The organism is Occultella aeris (assembly GCF_902703175.1).
GTDB classification, from domain to species: Bacteria; Actinomycetota; Actinomycetes; order Actinomycetales; family Beutenbergiaceae; genus Occultella; species Occultella aeris.
The window spans coordinates 134802-150363 of sequence record NZ_CACRYJ010000059.1 but is presented as its reverse complement, the minus strand read 5'-3'; the positions used below and the strand labels follow the sequence as shown (position 1 = coordinate 150363).

Annotated in this window: 14 protein-coding genes, 4 tRNA genes and 1 other RNA gene; 10 read left to right on the top strand and 9 right to left on the bottom strand. The window is 69.3% G+C overall.

The genetic code is table 11. From position 1 onward, the window contains the following. Nucleotides 1-22 precede the first annotated feature (22 nt). The 3 genes from HALOF300_RS20750 to HALOF300_RS20740 are packed head-to-tail and all read left to right on the top strand — an operon-like array spanning nt 23 to nt 1995. Nucleotides 23-541 (top strand): SixA phosphatase family protein, encoded by a 519-nt coding sequence (locus tag HALOF300_RS20750; RefSeq protein WP_156742794.1) that lies wholly within the window; start codon nt 23-25, stop codon nt 539-541. Between the two features lie 33 nt (nt 542-574). Then, complete coding sequence (locus HALOF300_RS20745) at nt 575-1318, top strand: zinc ribbon domain-containing protein (RefSeq protein ID WP_156742793.1); 744 nt, start codon at nt 575-577, stop codon at nt 1316-1318. Beyond that, complete coding sequence (locus HALOF300_RS20740; protein WP_156742792.1) at nt 1315-1995, top strand: histidine phosphatase family protein; 681 nt, start codon at nt 1315-1317, stop codon at nt 1993-1995. The genes HALOF300_RS20745 and HALOF300_RS20740 overlap by 4 nt, the downstream gene beginning before the upstream one ends. 41 nt (nt 1996-2036) lie before the next feature. Here HALOF300_RS20740 and HALOF300_RS20735 read toward each other — a convergent pair whose 3' ends face one another. From HALOF300_RS20735 to HALOF300_RS20725, 3 genes are read right to left on the bottom strand one after another with little or no spacing between them, the layout of a single operon-like run. Further along, nucleotides 2037-3491, bottom strand: a complete 1455-nt coding sequence (locus HALOF300_RS20735; protein ID WP_156742791.1) for a basic amino acid/polyamine antiporter — start codon at nt 3489-3491, stop codon at nt 2037-2039. After that, nucleotides 3488-6865: a bifunctional lysylphosphatidylglycerol synthetase/lysine--tRNA ligase LysX gene (gene lysX, locus HALOF300_RS20730; protein ID WP_156742790.1), complete on the bottom strand. Its 3378-nt coding sequence runs from the start codon at nt 6863-6865 to the stop codon at nt 3488-3490. Before lysX ends, HALOF300_RS20735 begins: the two co-directional genes overlap by 4 nt. Next, the gene (locus tag HALOF300_RS20725; RefSeq protein ID WP_197522719.1) at nt 6859-7506 is read right to left on the bottom strand and encodes a DUF998 domain-containing protein; all 648 of its coding nucleotides are present in this window, start codon (nt 7504-7506) and stop codon (nt 6859-6861) included. Before HALOF300_RS20725 ends, lysX begins: the two co-directional genes overlap by 7 nt. A gap of 163 nt (nt 7507-7669) precedes the next feature. Here HALOF300_RS20725 and HALOF300_RS20720 point away from each other — a divergent pair, with 163 nt between their 5' ends. Continuing rightward, nucleotides 7670-8500 (top strand): hypothetical protein, encoded by an 831-nt coding sequence (locus HALOF300_RS20720; RefSeq protein WP_156742788.1) that lies wholly within the window; start codon nt 7670-7672, stop codon nt 8498-8500. An 82-nt stretch (nt 8501-8582) separates the two neighbouring features. On the opposite strand, the gene HALOF300_RS20715 is transcribed toward HALOF300_RS20720, so the two are convergent. Both HALOF300_RS20715 and HALOF300_RS20710 read right to left on the bottom strand, forming a co-directional pair. Continuing rightward, nucleotides 8583-9110 (bottom strand): RDD family protein, encoded by a 528-nt coding sequence (locus HALOF300_RS20715; protein WP_197522718.1) that lies wholly within the window; start codon nt 9108-9110, stop codon nt 8583-8585. Between the two features lie 89 nt (nt 9111-9199). After that, nucleotides 9200-9832, bottom strand: a complete 633-nt coding sequence (locus HALOF300_RS20710; RefSeq protein ID WP_156742786.1) for a TetR/AcrR family transcriptional regulator — start codon at nt 9830-9832, stop codon at nt 9200-9202. A 108-nt stretch (nt 9833-9940) separates the two neighbouring features. On the opposite strand from HALOF300_RS20710, the gene HALOF300_RS20705 reads away from it, so the two are divergent. Continuing rightward, nucleotides 9941-10498, top strand: coding sequence for a dihydrofolate reductase family protein (locus HALOF300_RS20705; protein ID WP_156742785.1), 558 nt, complete (start codon nt 9941-9943; stop codon nt 10496-10498). A 26-nt stretch (nt 10499-10524) separates the two neighbouring features. On the opposite strand, the gene HALOF300_RS20700 is transcribed toward HALOF300_RS20705, so the two are convergent. Then, on the bottom strand, nt 10525-11301 hold the full coding sequence (locus HALOF300_RS20700; protein WP_156742784.1) for a YaaA family protein: 777 nt from the start codon (nt 11299-11301) through the stop codon (nt 10525-10527). A gap of 42 nt (nt 11302-11343) precedes the next feature. Between HALOF300_RS20700 and rnpB the strand changes: the two genes are divergently transcribed. Beyond that, an RNA gene (gene rnpB / locus HALOF300_RS20695) (RNase P RNA component class A) lies at nt 11344-11716 on the top strand. 45 nt (nt 11717-11761) lie between these two features. On the opposite strand, the gene HALOF300_RS20690 is transcribed toward rnpB, so the two are convergent. The 3 genes from HALOF300_RS20690 to HALOF300_RS20680 are packed head-to-tail and all read right to left on the bottom strand — an operon-like array spanning nt 11762 to nt 14194. Then, the gene (locus tag HALOF300_RS20690; protein ID WP_156742783.1) at nt 11762-12547 is read right to left on the bottom strand and encodes an amino acid ABC transporter ATP-binding protein; all 786 of its coding nucleotides are present in this window, start codon (nt 12545-12547) and stop codon (nt 11762-11764) included. Beyond that, on the bottom strand, nt 12544-13329 hold the full coding sequence (locus HALOF300_RS20685; RefSeq protein ID WP_197522727.1) for an amino acid ABC transporter permease: 786 nt from the start codon (nt 13327-13329) through the stop codon (nt 12544-12546). Before HALOF300_RS20685 ends, HALOF300_RS20690 begins: the two co-directional genes overlap by 4 nt. A 31-nt stretch (nt 13330-13360) precedes the next feature. Further along, nucleotides 13361-14194: a transporter substrate-binding domain-containing protein gene (locus HALOF300_RS20680; RefSeq protein ID WP_156742781.1), complete on the bottom strand. Its 834-nt coding sequence runs from the start codon at nt 14192-14194 to the stop codon at nt 13361-13363. An 887-nt stretch (nt 14195-15081) separates the two neighbouring features. Here HALOF300_RS20680 and HALOF300_RS20675 point away from each other — a divergent pair. The 4 genes from HALOF300_RS20675 (at nt 15082) to HALOF300_RS20660 (ending at nt 15562) form a co-directional block, all read left to right on the top strand. Beyond that, nucleotides 15082-15154, top strand: a tRNA-Arg gene (locus HALOF300_RS20675). Nucleotides 15155-15168: 14 nt separating this feature from the next. Continuing rightward, a tRNA-Pro gene (locus HALOF300_RS20670) sits at nt 15169-15244 on the top strand. 49 nt (nt 15245-15293) lie between these two features. Next, a tRNA-Leu gene (locus HALOF300_RS20665) sits at nt 15294-15377 on the top strand. A gap of 109 nt (nt 15378-15486) precedes the next feature. Then, nucleotides 15487-15562, top strand: a tRNA-Arg gene (locus HALOF300_RS20660).

Below are 15562 nucleotides of genomic sequence, written 5' to 3'. Positions count from 1 at the left end.
TGTCGATGAGGAGAGGTGAGCGATGACCGAGCGGACCCTGATCGTCCTGCGGCACGCGAAGTCCGCGTGGGACACCGGCGAGCCGGACCACCTGCGCCCGCTGGCGCCGCGGGGCCTGCGTGACGGCGTCGCCGCCGGCCGGGTGCTGGCAGGTCACAACCTCGACGTGGTGCTCTGCTCGACGGCCACGCGCGCCCGGATGACCTGGCTGCGGGCCGAACGCGGCGGTGCCCGGTGCACTGACGTGCGCTTCGACGGCGCCCTGTACGCCGCGGACCCCGCCGACGTGATCCGGCTCGTGCGCGAGCTGCCGGCCACCGCGCGCACCGCCCTGGTGATCGGGCACGAGCCCACCCTCGCCGAGTTCATCCTCGATGTCGCGCAGCCGTCCGAGGTCACCGAACACATCGCCGAGAAGTTCCCGACGGCGGCCCTTGCGGTGCTGCGGTTCGGCGGCGGTTGGGGGCAGGTCACCTCCCGCGACGTCCGGCTGGAGAAATTCGAGGTTCCCCGTGGTCACGCCGGCACGGACGACGATTAGGCTGAGCGTCACTCGATACACCGGAGGACATCTGTGAGCACTGCCCCCGTCGCCGATCAGCAACGCCTGCTGGACGTGCAGGCCATCGACACCCGCCTGGCCCAGCTGGCCCACCAGCGCCGGTCCCACCCGAGCCTGGCGACGCTCGCCGAGTTCTCCAAGCGCGCCCAGGACCTGGAACGGGTCCGGGCGGAGACGGCCGTGCTGGTCAGCGACACCCGCCGTGAGCTGGCCAAGGCCGAGACCGACGTGGAGCAGGTCGCCAACCGGGCCGCCCGCGACCAGCAGCGCCTCGACAGCGGCGCCGGGTCGGCGAAGGACCTGCAGGCCATGACGCACGAACTCGAGTCCCTCGGCCGCCGCAAGGCGGCGCTGGAGGAGGTCGAGCTGGAGGTGATGGAGCGGCTCGAGGCCGCCGAGGGCGAGGTCACGGCGGTCACCGCGCAGGCGGAGGCGCTGCGGGCTGACACCGAGCGGCTCGAGGCCGAGCGCGACGCCGCGTTCGCCCAGCTCGACGAGGCCATCGCGAAGGCGCAGGCGGAACGGGCCGCCACCGTCGAGGGGATCGACGAGAAGCTGGTCGCGCTCTACGAGCGGGTCCGGACCCAGACCGGCGGGCTCGCGGCCGTGGCGCTGCGCGGCGAGAGCACCGAGAGCGTGAACCTCAGCCTCACCGAGCGCGCGGCCATCCGGGACGCGCAGCCGGAGGAGGTCATCCAGTCCGAGGAGTACGGCTACATCCTGGTGCGGGTTCCGGCGACGGAGGGTCGACCATGAGTCTGCACGCGGATGTCGCCGGCCGGGGCGTCACGGGGGTGGGGGAGCCTGTCACGGTGGCGCTGGTCCGCCACGGCGAGACACCGATGACGCCCACCGGCGCCTACTCCGGGTCCGGGGTACCCGGCCCGCCGCTGAGCGAGGCGGGCCGCGTGGAGGCGCAACGGGCCGCCACGATCCTGGGCCGGCTCGGGTCCGACCTGTTCGATGACGTTCCCCCGCCGACCACGCTGATCACGTCACCGATGGTGCGCACCCGGGAGACCGCGGACGTCATCGCGGCCCACTTCGGGCTCTCCGCGCTCGTGGACGACCGCGCGAAGGAGTGTAATTTCGGCGAGTGGGAGGGCCTCAAGGAGGACGAGATCGACGAGCGCTGGCCCGGGGAGCTGGACGCCTGGCACACCACCGGTACCACCGTTCCGCCCGGCGGGGAGTCGATCGCCCAGGTCGGCGAGCGCACCCACGCGTTGCTGCTGGACCTCGTGGCCGAGCACGCCGGATCAACCGTGGTGGTGGTCGCACACGCCGTGTCGATCCGCAGCGTGATCGGACAGTGCCTGCTCGCGCCGCCCGGCGGCTGGTGGCGGCTGCGGCTGCAGTCGGGCTCGGTGAGCGTGATCCAGGTGTATCCGGACGGGATGGCGAAGGTCCTGGTTGCGGGTCTGCTGGACTGAGACGGCCCCCGGACGACATCGCGCCGGGAGGTACTGCCGGATCAGGCGGTGATGTCGATACCGCCGGTGACCAGGAGGAACACGCCGAGGCCGGCTGCGGCGACGAGGACGACTGCGGCGACCGCTTCCGCCGGCGTGAAGACACGTTGCCGGCGCTCACGTCGCGAAAGCACGTACAGTCCGATGCCCGGGGCGTAGATCAGGCACCCGAGCAGAAGGAACTCGGGTCCGGCCGCGTAGATCAGGAACAGTGAGTAGAGCACGGCGATGACGCCGATCGTCAGGTGCTTGCGGCGTTCACCCTCGGCACCGGGCGGGTATGTCTCCCGGGTGAGGCAGAGCTTGACCGCGAAGCCTGCAGCGAGCAGGTACGGCACCAGCGTCAGTGCCACGTCGAGCGACAGCATGAAGTCCAGCGCGTCATTGACGACGAGGACGAGCAGGAGGAACACCTGGACCGCGACGTTCGTCGTGACCAGGGCCGCAACGGGCACCCCCCGGGAGTTCTCAACCTTGAGGAACCGCGGCATGATCTCGGTCCGGGCCGGCATGAACATGACCTCCGCGTTCAGCAGGGTCCAGGCCAGGTAGGCGCCGAACACGGAGACCACGAGACCAACGTCGATCAGGGTGGCTCCCCAGGGACCGACGGCCGCCTCGAGTACGGCACCCATCGACGGCGCTTCGGCCGAGGCCAGGTCCTTCTGCGGCAGGACGCCGTAGGAGACGAGCGTGACGGAGGAGAAGAGAGCCAAGGTGCTGAGCAGGCCGAGTACGGTCGCTCGGCCGATGTCCTCGCGTCGCGCCGCCAGTCGTGAGTAGACCGACGCACCCTCGATGCCCAGGAAGACGAACGCCGTGATCACCATCGTGTCGGAGACCTGGGTGAACAGGCTCGGGCCGGAGCCATCCGTGGTGCCGGAGATGTTCTCGGCGAACACACCGGCGTCGAAGGACACCGCGCACAACACGATGAACATCAGGATCGGGATGAGCTTGGCGGCGGTGACGATCCGGTTGATGCCGGTCGCCGTCCGGATGCCGCGCAGGATCAGCACATGGAAGACCCAGATCAGCGCGGAGGAGCAGACCACCGCGAGCACGGTGGTGCCACGGCTCAGACCGGGCACGAACGCGCCGATTCCTGCCATCGCAAAGGTGAGGTAGAAGACGTTTCCGACGACATTGCTGGCCCAGTAGCCCCACGCGGCGTTGAACCCGGCGAAGTTGCCGAATCCGGCCTGGGCGTAGATGTAGATGCCGCTGTCGAGGTCGGGTCGACGTATTGCCAGCGACTGGAAGACGAGCGCGAGAGTGAGCATGCCCGCTCCAGCGATCGTCCAGGCCACGAGGGAGCCGAGCACCCCGCTCGCACTGCCGAATTCGCCCGGCAGCGTGAACACGCCGCCGCCCACCATCGAGCCGACGACCATCGCCGCCAGCGTGAGAAGTGTGACCTTCTGGGTGGTCCCCACCGCGCGGGTGGTGTCACTCATCGTGGCTGTCGCCGGTTCGGCTTCACGAGAGGGAACAGGATCGTGTCGCGGATGTTCAGCCCGGTCAGGTTCATCACTAGCCTGTCGATGCCCAGACCCATGCCTCCAGTCGGAGGCATCCCGAACTCGAGCGCCTCCAGGAAGTCCTCGTCGACCTGCATCGCCTCCGGATCGCCTGCCGCCGCCAGCAGCGACTGCGAGACAAGCCGTTCACGTTGGTCGACGGGGTCGATCAACTCGCTGTAGGCCGTGCCCTGCTCGGCGCCGAAGATCACGAGGTCCCACTTCTCGGCCAGCCGAGGATCGTCGCGGTGGGTGCGCGTCAGCGGCGAGTTCTCCTTCGGGAAGTCGGTGTAGAACACGGGCGTCGTGGTCTGCCCCTCGCACAACTCCTCGTAGATCTCCTCGAGTACGTAGCCCCAGGAGCGGTCGGGTTCGATCTCCAGGCCGATGCGTTCGCCGTGACGGCGAAGCTCGGCCAACGGGGTGTCCGCGCTGATCTCCTCGCCGAGCGCCTCCGACACCGCTTGGCAGATCGTCTTCACCGGCCATTGGCCGGCCAGATCGTACTCGACGATCCTTCCGTCCGGGCCGGACCGCCGGGCGACCGGCTCGCCGTAGATCGCGATGGCGGCCTCCTGGATGATCTCCTGGGTCAGCCGGCGCATCGTGCTGTAGTCGCCGTACGTCTCATAGACCTCCAAGGAGGTGAACTCCGGGTTGTGTTTGAAGTCGACGCCCTCGTTGCGGAACTGCCGGCCGATCTCGAAGACCTTCTCCATGCCGCCCACGAGCAGCCGTTTGAGGTGCAACTCGGTGGCGATGCGTAGATACAGGTCGAGGTCGTAGGCGTTGATATGGGTCTCGAACGGGCGCGCGTTCGCCCCACCGTGAATGGTCTGCAGGATCGGCGTCTCCACCTCGATGAAGCCGCGTGCCTGCAACGAGTCGCGGACGCTCCGGACGACGGCGGAGCGCTGGTAGGCAACGGTGCGTGCCTCGGGTCGGACGATCAGGTCGACGTAGCGCTGGCGCACGCGAGTGTCGGGGTCGGTCATGCCGGCATGCTTGTCCGGCAGCGGACGCAGTGACTTGCTCGTGAGCATTACCGAAGTGGCGCGGATGCTCAGCTCGCCCTTCTTCGTCGTCACGACTGCGCCGCTGACGCTGACCTGGTCCCCGAGGTCGATCTGGTGCTCCCAGAAGGACAACTGGGCCTCGCCGAGGTGCCCGACGTCCACCATGACCTGCAGGTCGCCCGTGCCGTCACGCAAGGTGGCGAAGCCGAGCCGCCCCATGTCCCGCTTGAGCAGGACCCGGCCCGCAACCGAGACGACCATGCTCGTCTCGGTGTCGGCCGGGAGATCGCCGGCCTGCTCGCGGACCTGGGCCAGCGTGTGGGTGCGGGGCGCGACGGCGGGGTAGGGATCGATGCCCTGCTCACGCAACCGATCGAGCTTGCGCCGGCGGACGCGAACCTGCTCAGGCAGATGGTCGACGGCGAGGGCCTCGGCCACGACGTCGGGGGCCGCCGGGACCAGCGCAAGGACAGCCGCGGCACGCGCCTGCCCGCCCGTCTCCAGCGGCTCACCGGCCCCGCCTCGGCCGTGGAACAGGGACACGGACGGCGCCTTGAGGAAGCCCTCGGCACTGCCTGCCGCCAGGCCGACCCGCGGCAGATCGGACGTGAACTCGAAACCCACATAGCGCGGCTGCCACTGCGGCAGGTACTTCGCGTTGGACCGGTAGAGCGACTCGAGCTGCCAGTTCTTGCTCGCGACCAGCAACGCATGTCGCCAGAGGCGGGCCACCGGGCCCGCGCCGACCTCGGAACCACGCTCGAAGGCCTCGCGGAACATCGCGAAGTTCAACGAGACCTGGCCGATCCCGACCGTCGCGGACCGTCCGGACAGCGCCGTGACCATGAGTTCCACCAGGCCGTTGTCTGCCGACGGATCACGGCGCATCAGGTCGAGCGAGAGACCCGCTCGTCCCCACGGGACGAAGCTGAGGAACCCGCGAAGGATTCCCTCGGCGTCATGGGCCTCGACCAGGACGCAGTCGCCGTCCAGCGGGTCGCCGAGCCGGCCCAGGGCCATCGAGAAGCCTCGCTCGTCCCCGCCGTCGCCGCGCCACTTGCTCGCGGCGTCGGCGAGCCGGGCGAAGTCGTCTTCGTCCAGCCGGGAGTGCCGGACCACCCGAGTCGTGTAGCCGCGCCTTTCGAGGGCGTGCACCGAGTGGCGGACCGACTTCATGCCAGGACCGGTGAGTGAGAACGCACCCATGTCGACGACCGCCTCGTCGCCGAGCTCCAGCATCCTCAATCCCGCCTCGGTGTACGCGCGGGCGCCCTCGTGCCCGGCACCGATCACGGCCAATGACAGACCGGTCTCCCGCGCGTGTTCCTTCCACCTGGCGATGGCGACCTGCCAGCGCCGCGGGTCGCCGACCGGGTTGCCGCTCGCGAGCGCCACCGAGCCGATCACGCCATAGGAGACCCCGGCCCGAGCGATCGTGGCGTCCCCGGTGTCCCAGACCACGGTCTTGTCGCGTCTCGTCGCGAAATAGCCGAGCGAGTCGTGGTCGCCGAAGTCCCGCAGCAGCCCGCGAACTCTCGCCTCGTCGGCCACGCCGAGCGTGCGATCGCCTTGGTTCGGCCGGAACAACACGGTGGCGGCACCGAGCACCACGCCGGCTCCGGCCAGCCCGACGAGCGACCGCACCCACAACGGTGCGGTCGCGTCGGACTCGTATCCGACCCGACCCACATCGGCGAGCATCGCGTCGAATACGTACCACGCGGCATCGGCGAAGTTCTGGGCGGTCCCGAACCAGAGCACCAACGCACTCCCGGCGAGCAGGATGACTGCACCACCCAGGAGGAACAGCGCCATCGCCAGGGTCACGCTCCCCGGCACCCTGCGGGCCCGGAACTGCGCGCGGCCGCGCAACGCCAGCAGCAACAGTGCCGCCGAGACGAGCAATCCCAGCACGCTCAACACGTCGAACTGGCCATCGGCAATCGCGACGACCCGACCCACCGTGGGCAGGGCCAGCACCCAGATGACCATGATCCACCAGGCCGCCCGGAGACGACGGCGTAGTCCGACTCCGAGGGTGAGCAGCAACGCCGCGTAGATGAGGCTGGGCACGACCGGCACGAGAACCAAGGACACGACGTCGTCCGGCCGCGCGAAGTAGCGGAACCACGGCGGCACGACGGCGACGATCGCGATGAAGAGTGCGTAGCAGACGAAGCCGTTCGCGAAGACGTCCGGCCAGCGGTCGTCCATCGGCTGCGCGGTCCGCCGTCGGCCGCCCTCGTCGATAGGTGTGTTCGGGTCGAGCTCGTGCTCGCGCTGGTCAGTCACCATGGCTCCTCCTCTGCGCACAGTGGCGCGGCTCGACTCGCGTGGATCCCTATGCACAGGATCCAGGCGCTGACGCTGAGAATGTGAAGGCGCTGGACGTAGCCGGCGAGCCCTTCCGCCGTCGGCGAGTCCGAGACCTCGAGGTACCACCCGAACAGCAGGTTGAGGGCCACCCCGCCCACCCAGAATGTCCCCCAGGCGGCGCGGCGGAACCAGTTCGGACCGGTCGATCGCATCGCGAACCACGTGGCCGCAGCGGACACGAACAGGCTGACCTCGGAGAGAATACTGGCCGCGTCGTGAATGGGTTCGTCGAGGCGATCGGACGTGGAGGCACACAGGTGCTCGGGGCCGCACGGAGCTGGAACGATCACCGCCGCGACCACCCCGAGCGCGAAGGCGACCATCGTCCAGGCGACGACCTTGCGCGTGGGCCCGGGTGGCAGCGCGGCGAAGAAGGCCGGCAGGAGCAGTAGGACGAGCACGGCGCACACGACATCGGTGACCCGTAGGACGGCCGCGTTCGGCTGGCCCGGCGATGCCAGGAGGCTGACGACGATGTCCAGGCCGTGGAATCCGCGCAGTACCCAGTCGATGAGGAAGTTGGAGTACAGGAACGCCGCCGCTACGGCGACTGGAACCAACGCTCGACGGGGCAGGACACCGATACGAGCGGTCGCTTGTCGCTCGCGGCCTTCGCTCACATCAGTTCCCCCTGCTCAGGCCAGCGGTAGCACCGACGCTATCGTGAAGCCACCGTGCGTCACCACTTCGCCGCGCCGACTGCTGGCCCGTAGGGTTCAGGCTGTGATCCTCGGTCTCGCCACCGCCTTCGGCGCAGCCCTCTGCTATGGAGTCGGGGCGGTCCTGCAGGCGATCGCCGCACGGTCCACGGCGACCGTGGAGGGCCTGGACCCTCGCCTGATCGTGCGCCTGTTGAAGTCGTGGCGCTACCTGCTCGGGCTGGGTCTCGACGGGCTCGGCTTCCTGCTCAGCCTCGTCGCGGTGCGCACGCTTCCGCTGTTCGTCGTGCAGGCGGTGGTGGCGAGCTTCCTGGCGATCACTGCCATCCTCGGCGCCCTGTTCCTCGCGATGCCGCTCACCCGCCGCGATCGGGTTGGGCTGGCGGTGGTGGTGGCCGGCCTGGTGCTGGTGGGACTGTCCGCGGCAGAGGACTCCGCCGTGGACGTCACTGCGGTCGAGAGGTGGGTGGTGCTCGGTTGTGCGGTGGTCCTCGCGGTCGTGGCGGTGCCGCTCGGACGCCTGAAGGGCGCCGCCGGTGCAGCGGCGCTGGGCGCGGTCGCCGGCCTGGCGTACGCGGTCACTGCCGTCGCCGCGAGGATGCTGCCCGATGGCATAGGCCCGACGTTGTCCAGTCCGGCGCTGTGGGCGCTGCTGCTCGGTGGAGGGCTCGCGATCTTCACGTACTCGCTGGCACTCCAACGGGGGAGCGTGACGCAGGCGACGGCCCCGCTGGTGGTCGCAGAGACGGTTGTGCCGGCCGTCGTGGGTCTCGCGTTGCTGGGTGATCACGCCCGCCCCGGTTGGGGCCTCGTGGCCGTGGTGGGCTTTCTTCTAGCGGTGGCTGGGGCGGTCAGCCTCGCTCGCCACGGCGAGGTCAAGGCGGAGTCGGCCTGAACGTCGACGCCGAGGATTGAGACCGGTGGAGGCGTCGACCCGTGGGACGTCTCAGCCGGCAGTCATCAGCGTCTGCTCCCGCCTAGCGGGCCGGTTCGAGGCGTTCGGCAGGAGCGGCCTCAACGGCCGTGCCGGCCACACGGTCGTACACCGTCCGCCCCCTGCCGATCAGCACACCGGCCACCATGACACCGATCAGCGGATAGGTCAGGAACGTCGCGGCGAGCGTCACCGGATCACCGTCGGAGTAGCCGCCGAACGCCGCGCCGATCGCGACGGCGTGCCCGAGCTGCCAGGGGATCGCGATCTTGAGCGTGTTGCGCAGCAGCGCCCGGCCGAACTGGAGGTCTGCGCCGCCCGTGTCCTGGACGCGCAGGCCGAAGCGGCGCTTTCCCCAGGTCGCGCCGTTGGGTCCGGACTCCCGGCGGGCTGCGAGCAGCGTCGCCAGGACCGGCGGCACGGCGCTCGCGACGAAGACGAACGCACGGTGCTCACCCCAGCCGGCGTTCCGGGCGATCAGGCCGACCGGCACGGTGGCGGCGGCGATGCCCAGGTAGCCCACGCAGTCCAGGATGTAGGCCTTGCCGCGTCTGCCCGCCAGTGGGTTCATGACAGCCCACGGTAACAAGGGCGCGTCGTGGGTCCGGCTCATCCGGAAGGACGATTCCCGCCGCCGGGGGGTCCTACACCGGTGGCGACCTACAGACTCACCCGCGCGCCGTAGCGGGCCACCATCGTCCGAGCCGCTTCGTCCACCACGTGGAGGGTCTCCTCGTCGGTGCGCGACCAGTTGCCGTGGACCAGGCGGGGCCAGAAGACGACGGTCGAGATCATCCCGAGGAACTGCGGTGCCGCCACCTCCGGGTCATCGACGTGGGCGTCTCCCGCCTCGGTCTCCGCTCGTAGGTAGCGCTTGAGTGCCGCGAGTACGGGCAGCGTGCCGAAGTCGAAGGTCCGCGCGCGCAGGTCCGGGAACCTCGGTGCCTCGGCGATCAAGGTCCGCATCAAGTCCTCCACCCGAGGGCGGGACAGCAGTTCCGCGTATGCGAGGCCCAGGGCGACCAGACCCGCGTGGAAGTCTCCGGGCGGCGGGTCCGCGAGTTCGTGCTCGGGCGTGCCGCCCGCCGCGAGCACCGTCGCTTCGAAGAGTTCAGCCTTGGTCGGGAACTGTTTGAACAGTGTCGCCTTGGAGACCCCGGCACTCTCGGCGACGCGCGCCAGCGGAGTCCGGTCGTAGCCGAGTTCGAGGAACAGGTCTGCGGCCGCGTCAAGGATCGCGACACGGTTGGTTGCCGCGACCTGTCGATGGTAGGCGGAGAGCTCACGGGGCATGCTCCCAGTATGCCAGGAAGGTGAGTTGCTTGACTCACCTCTGCGTGAGAAGGTACTTTCGCCTGTGGTGGTGAGTCACTCGACTCACCACAACCTTAGGGAGTGGACATGGCCAAGCTCATCTACTCGATGATCACCTCGCTCGACGGCTATGCCGAGGCGGCGGAGGGCACCCTCGGCACCGGGGCCGAGGACGAGGAGGTGCACACCTTCATCGGCGACACCTTCCGCAACGTGGGTACGTTCCTCTACGGCCGGCGGATGTACGAGACGATGGTCTTCTGGGAGACGGCGCACGACCTGCCCGAGGTGCCGCCGCACATCCTGCAGTACGCCCGCGACTGGCAGGCCGCGGAGAAGGTCGTGTACTCCACGACCCTGGAGTCGGTGTCCAGCGAGAAGACCAGGATCGAGCGGAACTTCGATGCGGACGCGGTGCGCACGCTCAAGGCCGAGTCCGATCACGACCTCAGCGTCGACGGTCCGAACCTCGCGGCCCAGGCGATCGCGGCGGGCCTGGTGGATGAGTACCACCTGTTCATCACCACGAGCGTGGTCGGCGGCGGCAAGCGGTTCTTCCCCGACGGCGTGCGACTTGATCTCGACCTGGTCGAGCAGCGTGCCTTCGCCAGCGGGCTGATCTACGCGCACTACCGGACCCGCTGACCTGCCTGTCCACGATCGACGGCGGGTCAGGCCAGGACGAGCTCGAGCGTGTCCGGGCCGGTCCGGCCGGCGCGGGGGAGCAGGCTCGCGTCGCGCAGCACGGTCGGGATCAGTTCCTGCGCCGCGGCGAGCACCTGCGCCGGGGTGCGCGGCGGGGCGCCGGGCCGGGTGAGCAGGTGGTGGGTGAGCACGCCGCGGGTGTGCTTGGCGAAGTGGGAGACGACGGACGGCTTGCCGTCGCGGATCTGCACCACCCGCACCGTGAGCCACGGCAGGCCCGACGGCGGGCGCCAGGTGGGCAGGTAGCTGGAGGACCGGGCGTCGATCACCACGCCCCAGTCCTCGCCGAGGGTCTGCTTGAGTGCCGGCGCCCAGTACTGCGTCAGCTCGCCGATGCCGGGCAGCTTCGCGCAGATGGAGGTGCGGTAGGCCGGGATCCGGTCCGTCGGCGCCAGCACCCCCCACAGTCCGGACACGATCCGTACGGAACGGTTCGCCCGCCGTCGGGCGGTCCCGGTGAGGGCGTCCAGACCGGCGGCCGCATAGAGAACGCCCGTGTAGACCTTCGCCGCGGGCGCCGCCGGCGCCGACCGCAGGGTCGTGTTGTGCTCGATCTCCGCGGTCAGGGTCGGCGGGATGTCGAGGACCCGGGCCGCGTCCGGGCGCGCGCTGGCATCGATCACCAGGTCGAGCAGCCGCTCGCGGTGGTCGGACAGCTCGGGGTGGCTGAGGGACTCGAGATCCACGGGAGCGCCGCGTGCGGGTGAGGTCTTGCCCTCGGACGGGGGAAGCAGGATGAGCACGAACCCAGGGTAGGCGCGTCGCGGGCTACACTCGGCCACGGATGAGTCGGCCAGGCGGTCGCGTCACGGAGCGATCCGTGCCGAGGAACGTCCGGGCTCCACAGGGCAGGGTGGTGGGTAACGCCCACCCGGGGTGACCCGCGGGACAGTGCCACAGAAAGTAGACCGCCGCCCCGGTTCGCCGGAGCGGTAAGGGTGAAACGGTGGTGTAAGAGACCACCAGCGCATCGGGTGACCGAAGCGGCTAGGTAAACCCCACCCGGAGCAAGACCAGACAGGAAGCGTTCGAGGGCTGCTCGCCCGAGCTTCCGGGTAGGTCGCTGGAGGCGTGCGGCAACGTACGTCGTAGATGGATGGCCGCCCCCGGATCGCACGCGGTCCGGGACAGAACCCGGCGTATCGGCCGGCTCATCCACCACCCGGGCCGGTGCCGACCTGACGCTCCACGGGTATCGGGCCGTCAGAGGACCTTCGACAGGAAGGCCTGGGTACGCGGCTCGCGCGGGTTGGTGAGCACCTCGCGGGGGTCGCCCTCCTCGACGATCATGCCGTCGTCCATGAAGATCAGTCGGTTGCCGACCTCGCGGGCGAAGCCCATCTCGTGGGTAACGACCATCATCGTCATGCCCTCGTCCGCCAGCGTCCGCATCACCGCGAGCACGTCACCGACCAGTTCGGGGTCCAGCGCCGAGGTCGGCTCGTCGAAGAGCATCATGTCCGGGTTCATCGACAGCGATCGCGCGATCGCGACCCGCTGCTGCTGACCGCCGGACAGGTGCGCCGGGTAGGCATCCTCGCGGTCGGCGAGGCCGACCTTCGCGAGGTTCTCACGCGCAACCGATTCGGCCTCGGCCCGCTTGCGACCGAGCACCCGCTGCTGGGCCAGGCACAGGTTGCCGAGCACCGTCATGTGCGGGAACAGGTTGAACTGCTGGAACACCATCCCGATCCGGGTGCGGACCCTGTCGACGTCGACCTCGGGATCGAGGATGGCGATGCCCTCGATGAGGATCTGCCCGCCCGTGGGCGTCTCGAGCAGGTTGACCGACCGCAGCAGCGTGGACTTCCCGGACCCCGATGGTCCGATCACGCAGACGACCTCGCCCGGTCGGACCGTCAGCGAGATGCCCTTGAGCACCTCGTGGTCGCCGAAGGACTTGTGCAGGTCGATGATCTCGATCGCCGGTGCGTCGAACCGCACCGGCAGGTCCGGTTCGCTGCCCGACGGCGTGACTGGGCCGGTCATCGTGCCCTCGCCATCCGTCGCTCGAGGTAGGCGACGACCCGGGTCAGCGGGATCGTCACCAGCAGGTAGAGCATGGCTGCCATCACCAGCACCGTGCCGTTGCTGTTGGTCGTGGTGGCATCGCGCGCGAACGTGGTCAACTCCTTCGTGAAGATCGTGGAGCCCGCGATGAACAACAGCGACGTGTCCTTCAGCAGCAGCACGAACTCGTTGGTCAGCGGCGGGATGATGATCCGCAACCCTTGCGGCAGGATCACGAAGAATGTCGTCTTCAGCGGGGACATGCCCAGCGAGCGCGACGCCTCGGTCTGCCCCTTCGGCACCGCCTGGATGCCCGCCCGGATCACCTCGGCCATGTAGGCACCCGCCACGACGATCAGACCGAGCAGGCCGGCGCCGACCGGTGCGAACGGCAGTTTGACACCGAACGCGATCGGCAGCATGTACGCGAACGCGAAGATCGTCAACAGTGCCGGCAGCCCACGGAACAACTCGATGTAGGCCGTCGCGAACCAGCGGTAGGGGCGGATGCTCGACAGTTTCATCAGCGCCATCAGGGTGCCCACGAGCAGCCCCCCGACGAACGACACGACCGTGAACACGAGCGTGTTCTTGAGGGCGATCGTGATGATTTCGGGAAACTGTTCCCGCGCGATGTCCCACTGGAGGAAGTACTGCGCGAACCGTTGCCAGTCCGCCGCGAGAACGACCACGATGACGGCGGCGACGAACGCTGCGTACAGGACGCCGCGCACCAACGTGCGGCGGGTGGTGCGACGCATCGTCACGGGAGGCCTCCTGCCGGGCCTCGGCTCAGCCCTCGGTGGAGAAGTAGCGGTCGTAGATCGTGTCGTAGGTGCCGTCGTCGCGCATGGCCTGCAGTTGCTCGTTGACGGCGGCCAGCAGGTTCGGCCGCTCGCCCTTGGCGAACGCGAAGCCGTAGCTCTCGTCGGTCTGGAACTCCTCGACGACGACGTAGCTGGAGTCGGTCCGGACGTGTTCGACGTTGACCGGGAGGTCCTGCAGGATGCCCTGGATCGTGTCGCCCTGCAGTGCCGGCCACAGTTCGCCGTCGGAGGGGAACTCGACGAGTTGGACACCGTCGGGGGCGTTCTCCTCGGCGAACGCCTGCCCGGTTGTGCCCTGCTGCACGCCCAGGGCGCCGGTGAAGGTCGCGAGGCTGGTGACGCCGCTGTCGCCAGGCACCAGCAGGGACTGCAGCGAGTCGTAGTAGGGGTCTGAGAAGTCGAGGTTCTCGGCTCGCTCCGGGGTGATCGTCATCGCCGACGCGCCGAGGTCGCACTGACCGGCCCCGAGCACCGCACCGGACTGCAGCGCGTCGAACGAGACGTCCTGGACGCTCAGGGTGAGCTCGAGCCGGTTGGCGATCTCCTGCATGATGTCCATGTCGAAGCCGCTGTAGCCGCTCTCGGCCGAGGCGTCCTCGACCTCGAACGGGGGATAGGGGATGTCGGAGCACACGGTCAGCGTGCCCTCGGTGACGAGTTCGAGACCGGCCGCCTCGCCGCCCGTCTCCTCCTCCCCTCCGGAGCCGCCGCAGGCTGCGAGCAGGGCTGTCGTCGCCGCCAGTGCAACGATCGAGGCAAGCCTGCCGGACCAGGGGGTGCGGGTCGTCCTGCGGTTCATGGCGTTCCTCCTGGTGCAGGTGGTGCGCGCCCGGACGACGTGTGCCGGGACGAGGAAATCGTATGGCGATTCGTCGGCGCGCACCCCTCGGATCGGCCGACCGAGACCGGGTTGTGACCTGCGACCAGGCACCCGGTCCGGGACAGGACGTGGCGTATCGGCCGACGCATGCACTCATCGCGGCCGCACCCGCCGTGCCCTGCTCGGAGGCTGACCGCGACACGCCGTCGAAGCCGCGCCGCGCCGCCGTTCGCGTAAAGTCCTTGGCCCTGGGAGGAACCGACCCGTAGCGTTCGTAGGACAGAACGACTTCCACCCCGCCAAGGAGCATCATGTCTGCGCGCCTCACCACGACCACGAGGGCCATCGCCTTCGACGTCGTCGTGCTGCCCGGACTCGGCTCGGCGAGTGTGCCGGCGGCGGAACGACTGCGACCGACCCGATCCATGCGGGCTCGGTCGAAGCAGTCTGACTCCGAGCCCAACGGCCACCACTACCTGTGGCCAAGCCCCGTGGGGACAGCGAGCCTGGCTCGCGCCACCCGATGAGGACGCCGGCCCACCCGAGCAGCGGATAACCGCGGCAGGGTCGGGCAAGGGGTCCGAACCTCCACGGGGTCACCAGTCAGGTGGCCCCGTTTCCGTTGTGCGGTGAGACGACCTGCGGATCGCTGCGCACGGGCCGGCGAGCAATGGGCACACCCACGGGTGGCGCCCTCGAGCCCTCAGGGGCACCTTGAAACCTCAACAGTGGACAGCAACACCGGGCGGGCACCATCCCCGCCCGAGTTCGGGCGACCCCTCGCCGAGACGTCGCACCCATCGGTCAGAGACAGGACCAGCGGTGGAGGAGGCGGCAAGGCGAGGGGTGGCTGCCGGACTTCATCCGCCCTCGTAGCTCAATGGACAGAGCACCTGACTACGAATCAGGAGGTTGCAGGTTCGAGTCCTGCCGAAGGCACGGGAGTATCCCCACGGTGTGTGGCGCAGGTGGTAGCGCGCCGCGTTCGGGACGCGGAGGCCGCAGGTTCGAGTCCTGCCACACCGACCAACCGTGCCGGTCGCGCACGGTGAGCACCCTCGGGTGCAGCGACCACCTCGGCCTCCTGGCGGAACTGGTAGACGCGCACGGCTCAGACCCGTGTGTCCGCAAGGACGTAAGGGTTCAACTCCCTTGGAGGCCACGACGGCGGCCCGTCCGGTCCGCCCGTCCGAAGGGCCCGTAACTCAGGTGGCCGGAGCATCTGCCGCTTGAGCGGAACGTGGCCGGGCCGAGACCGGCCGTGGTCGCAAGCCTTCGTAGCGCAGTGGACAGCGCGTCCGCCTCCGAAGCGGAAGGTCGCCGGTTCGAGTCCGGCCGAAGGCACCA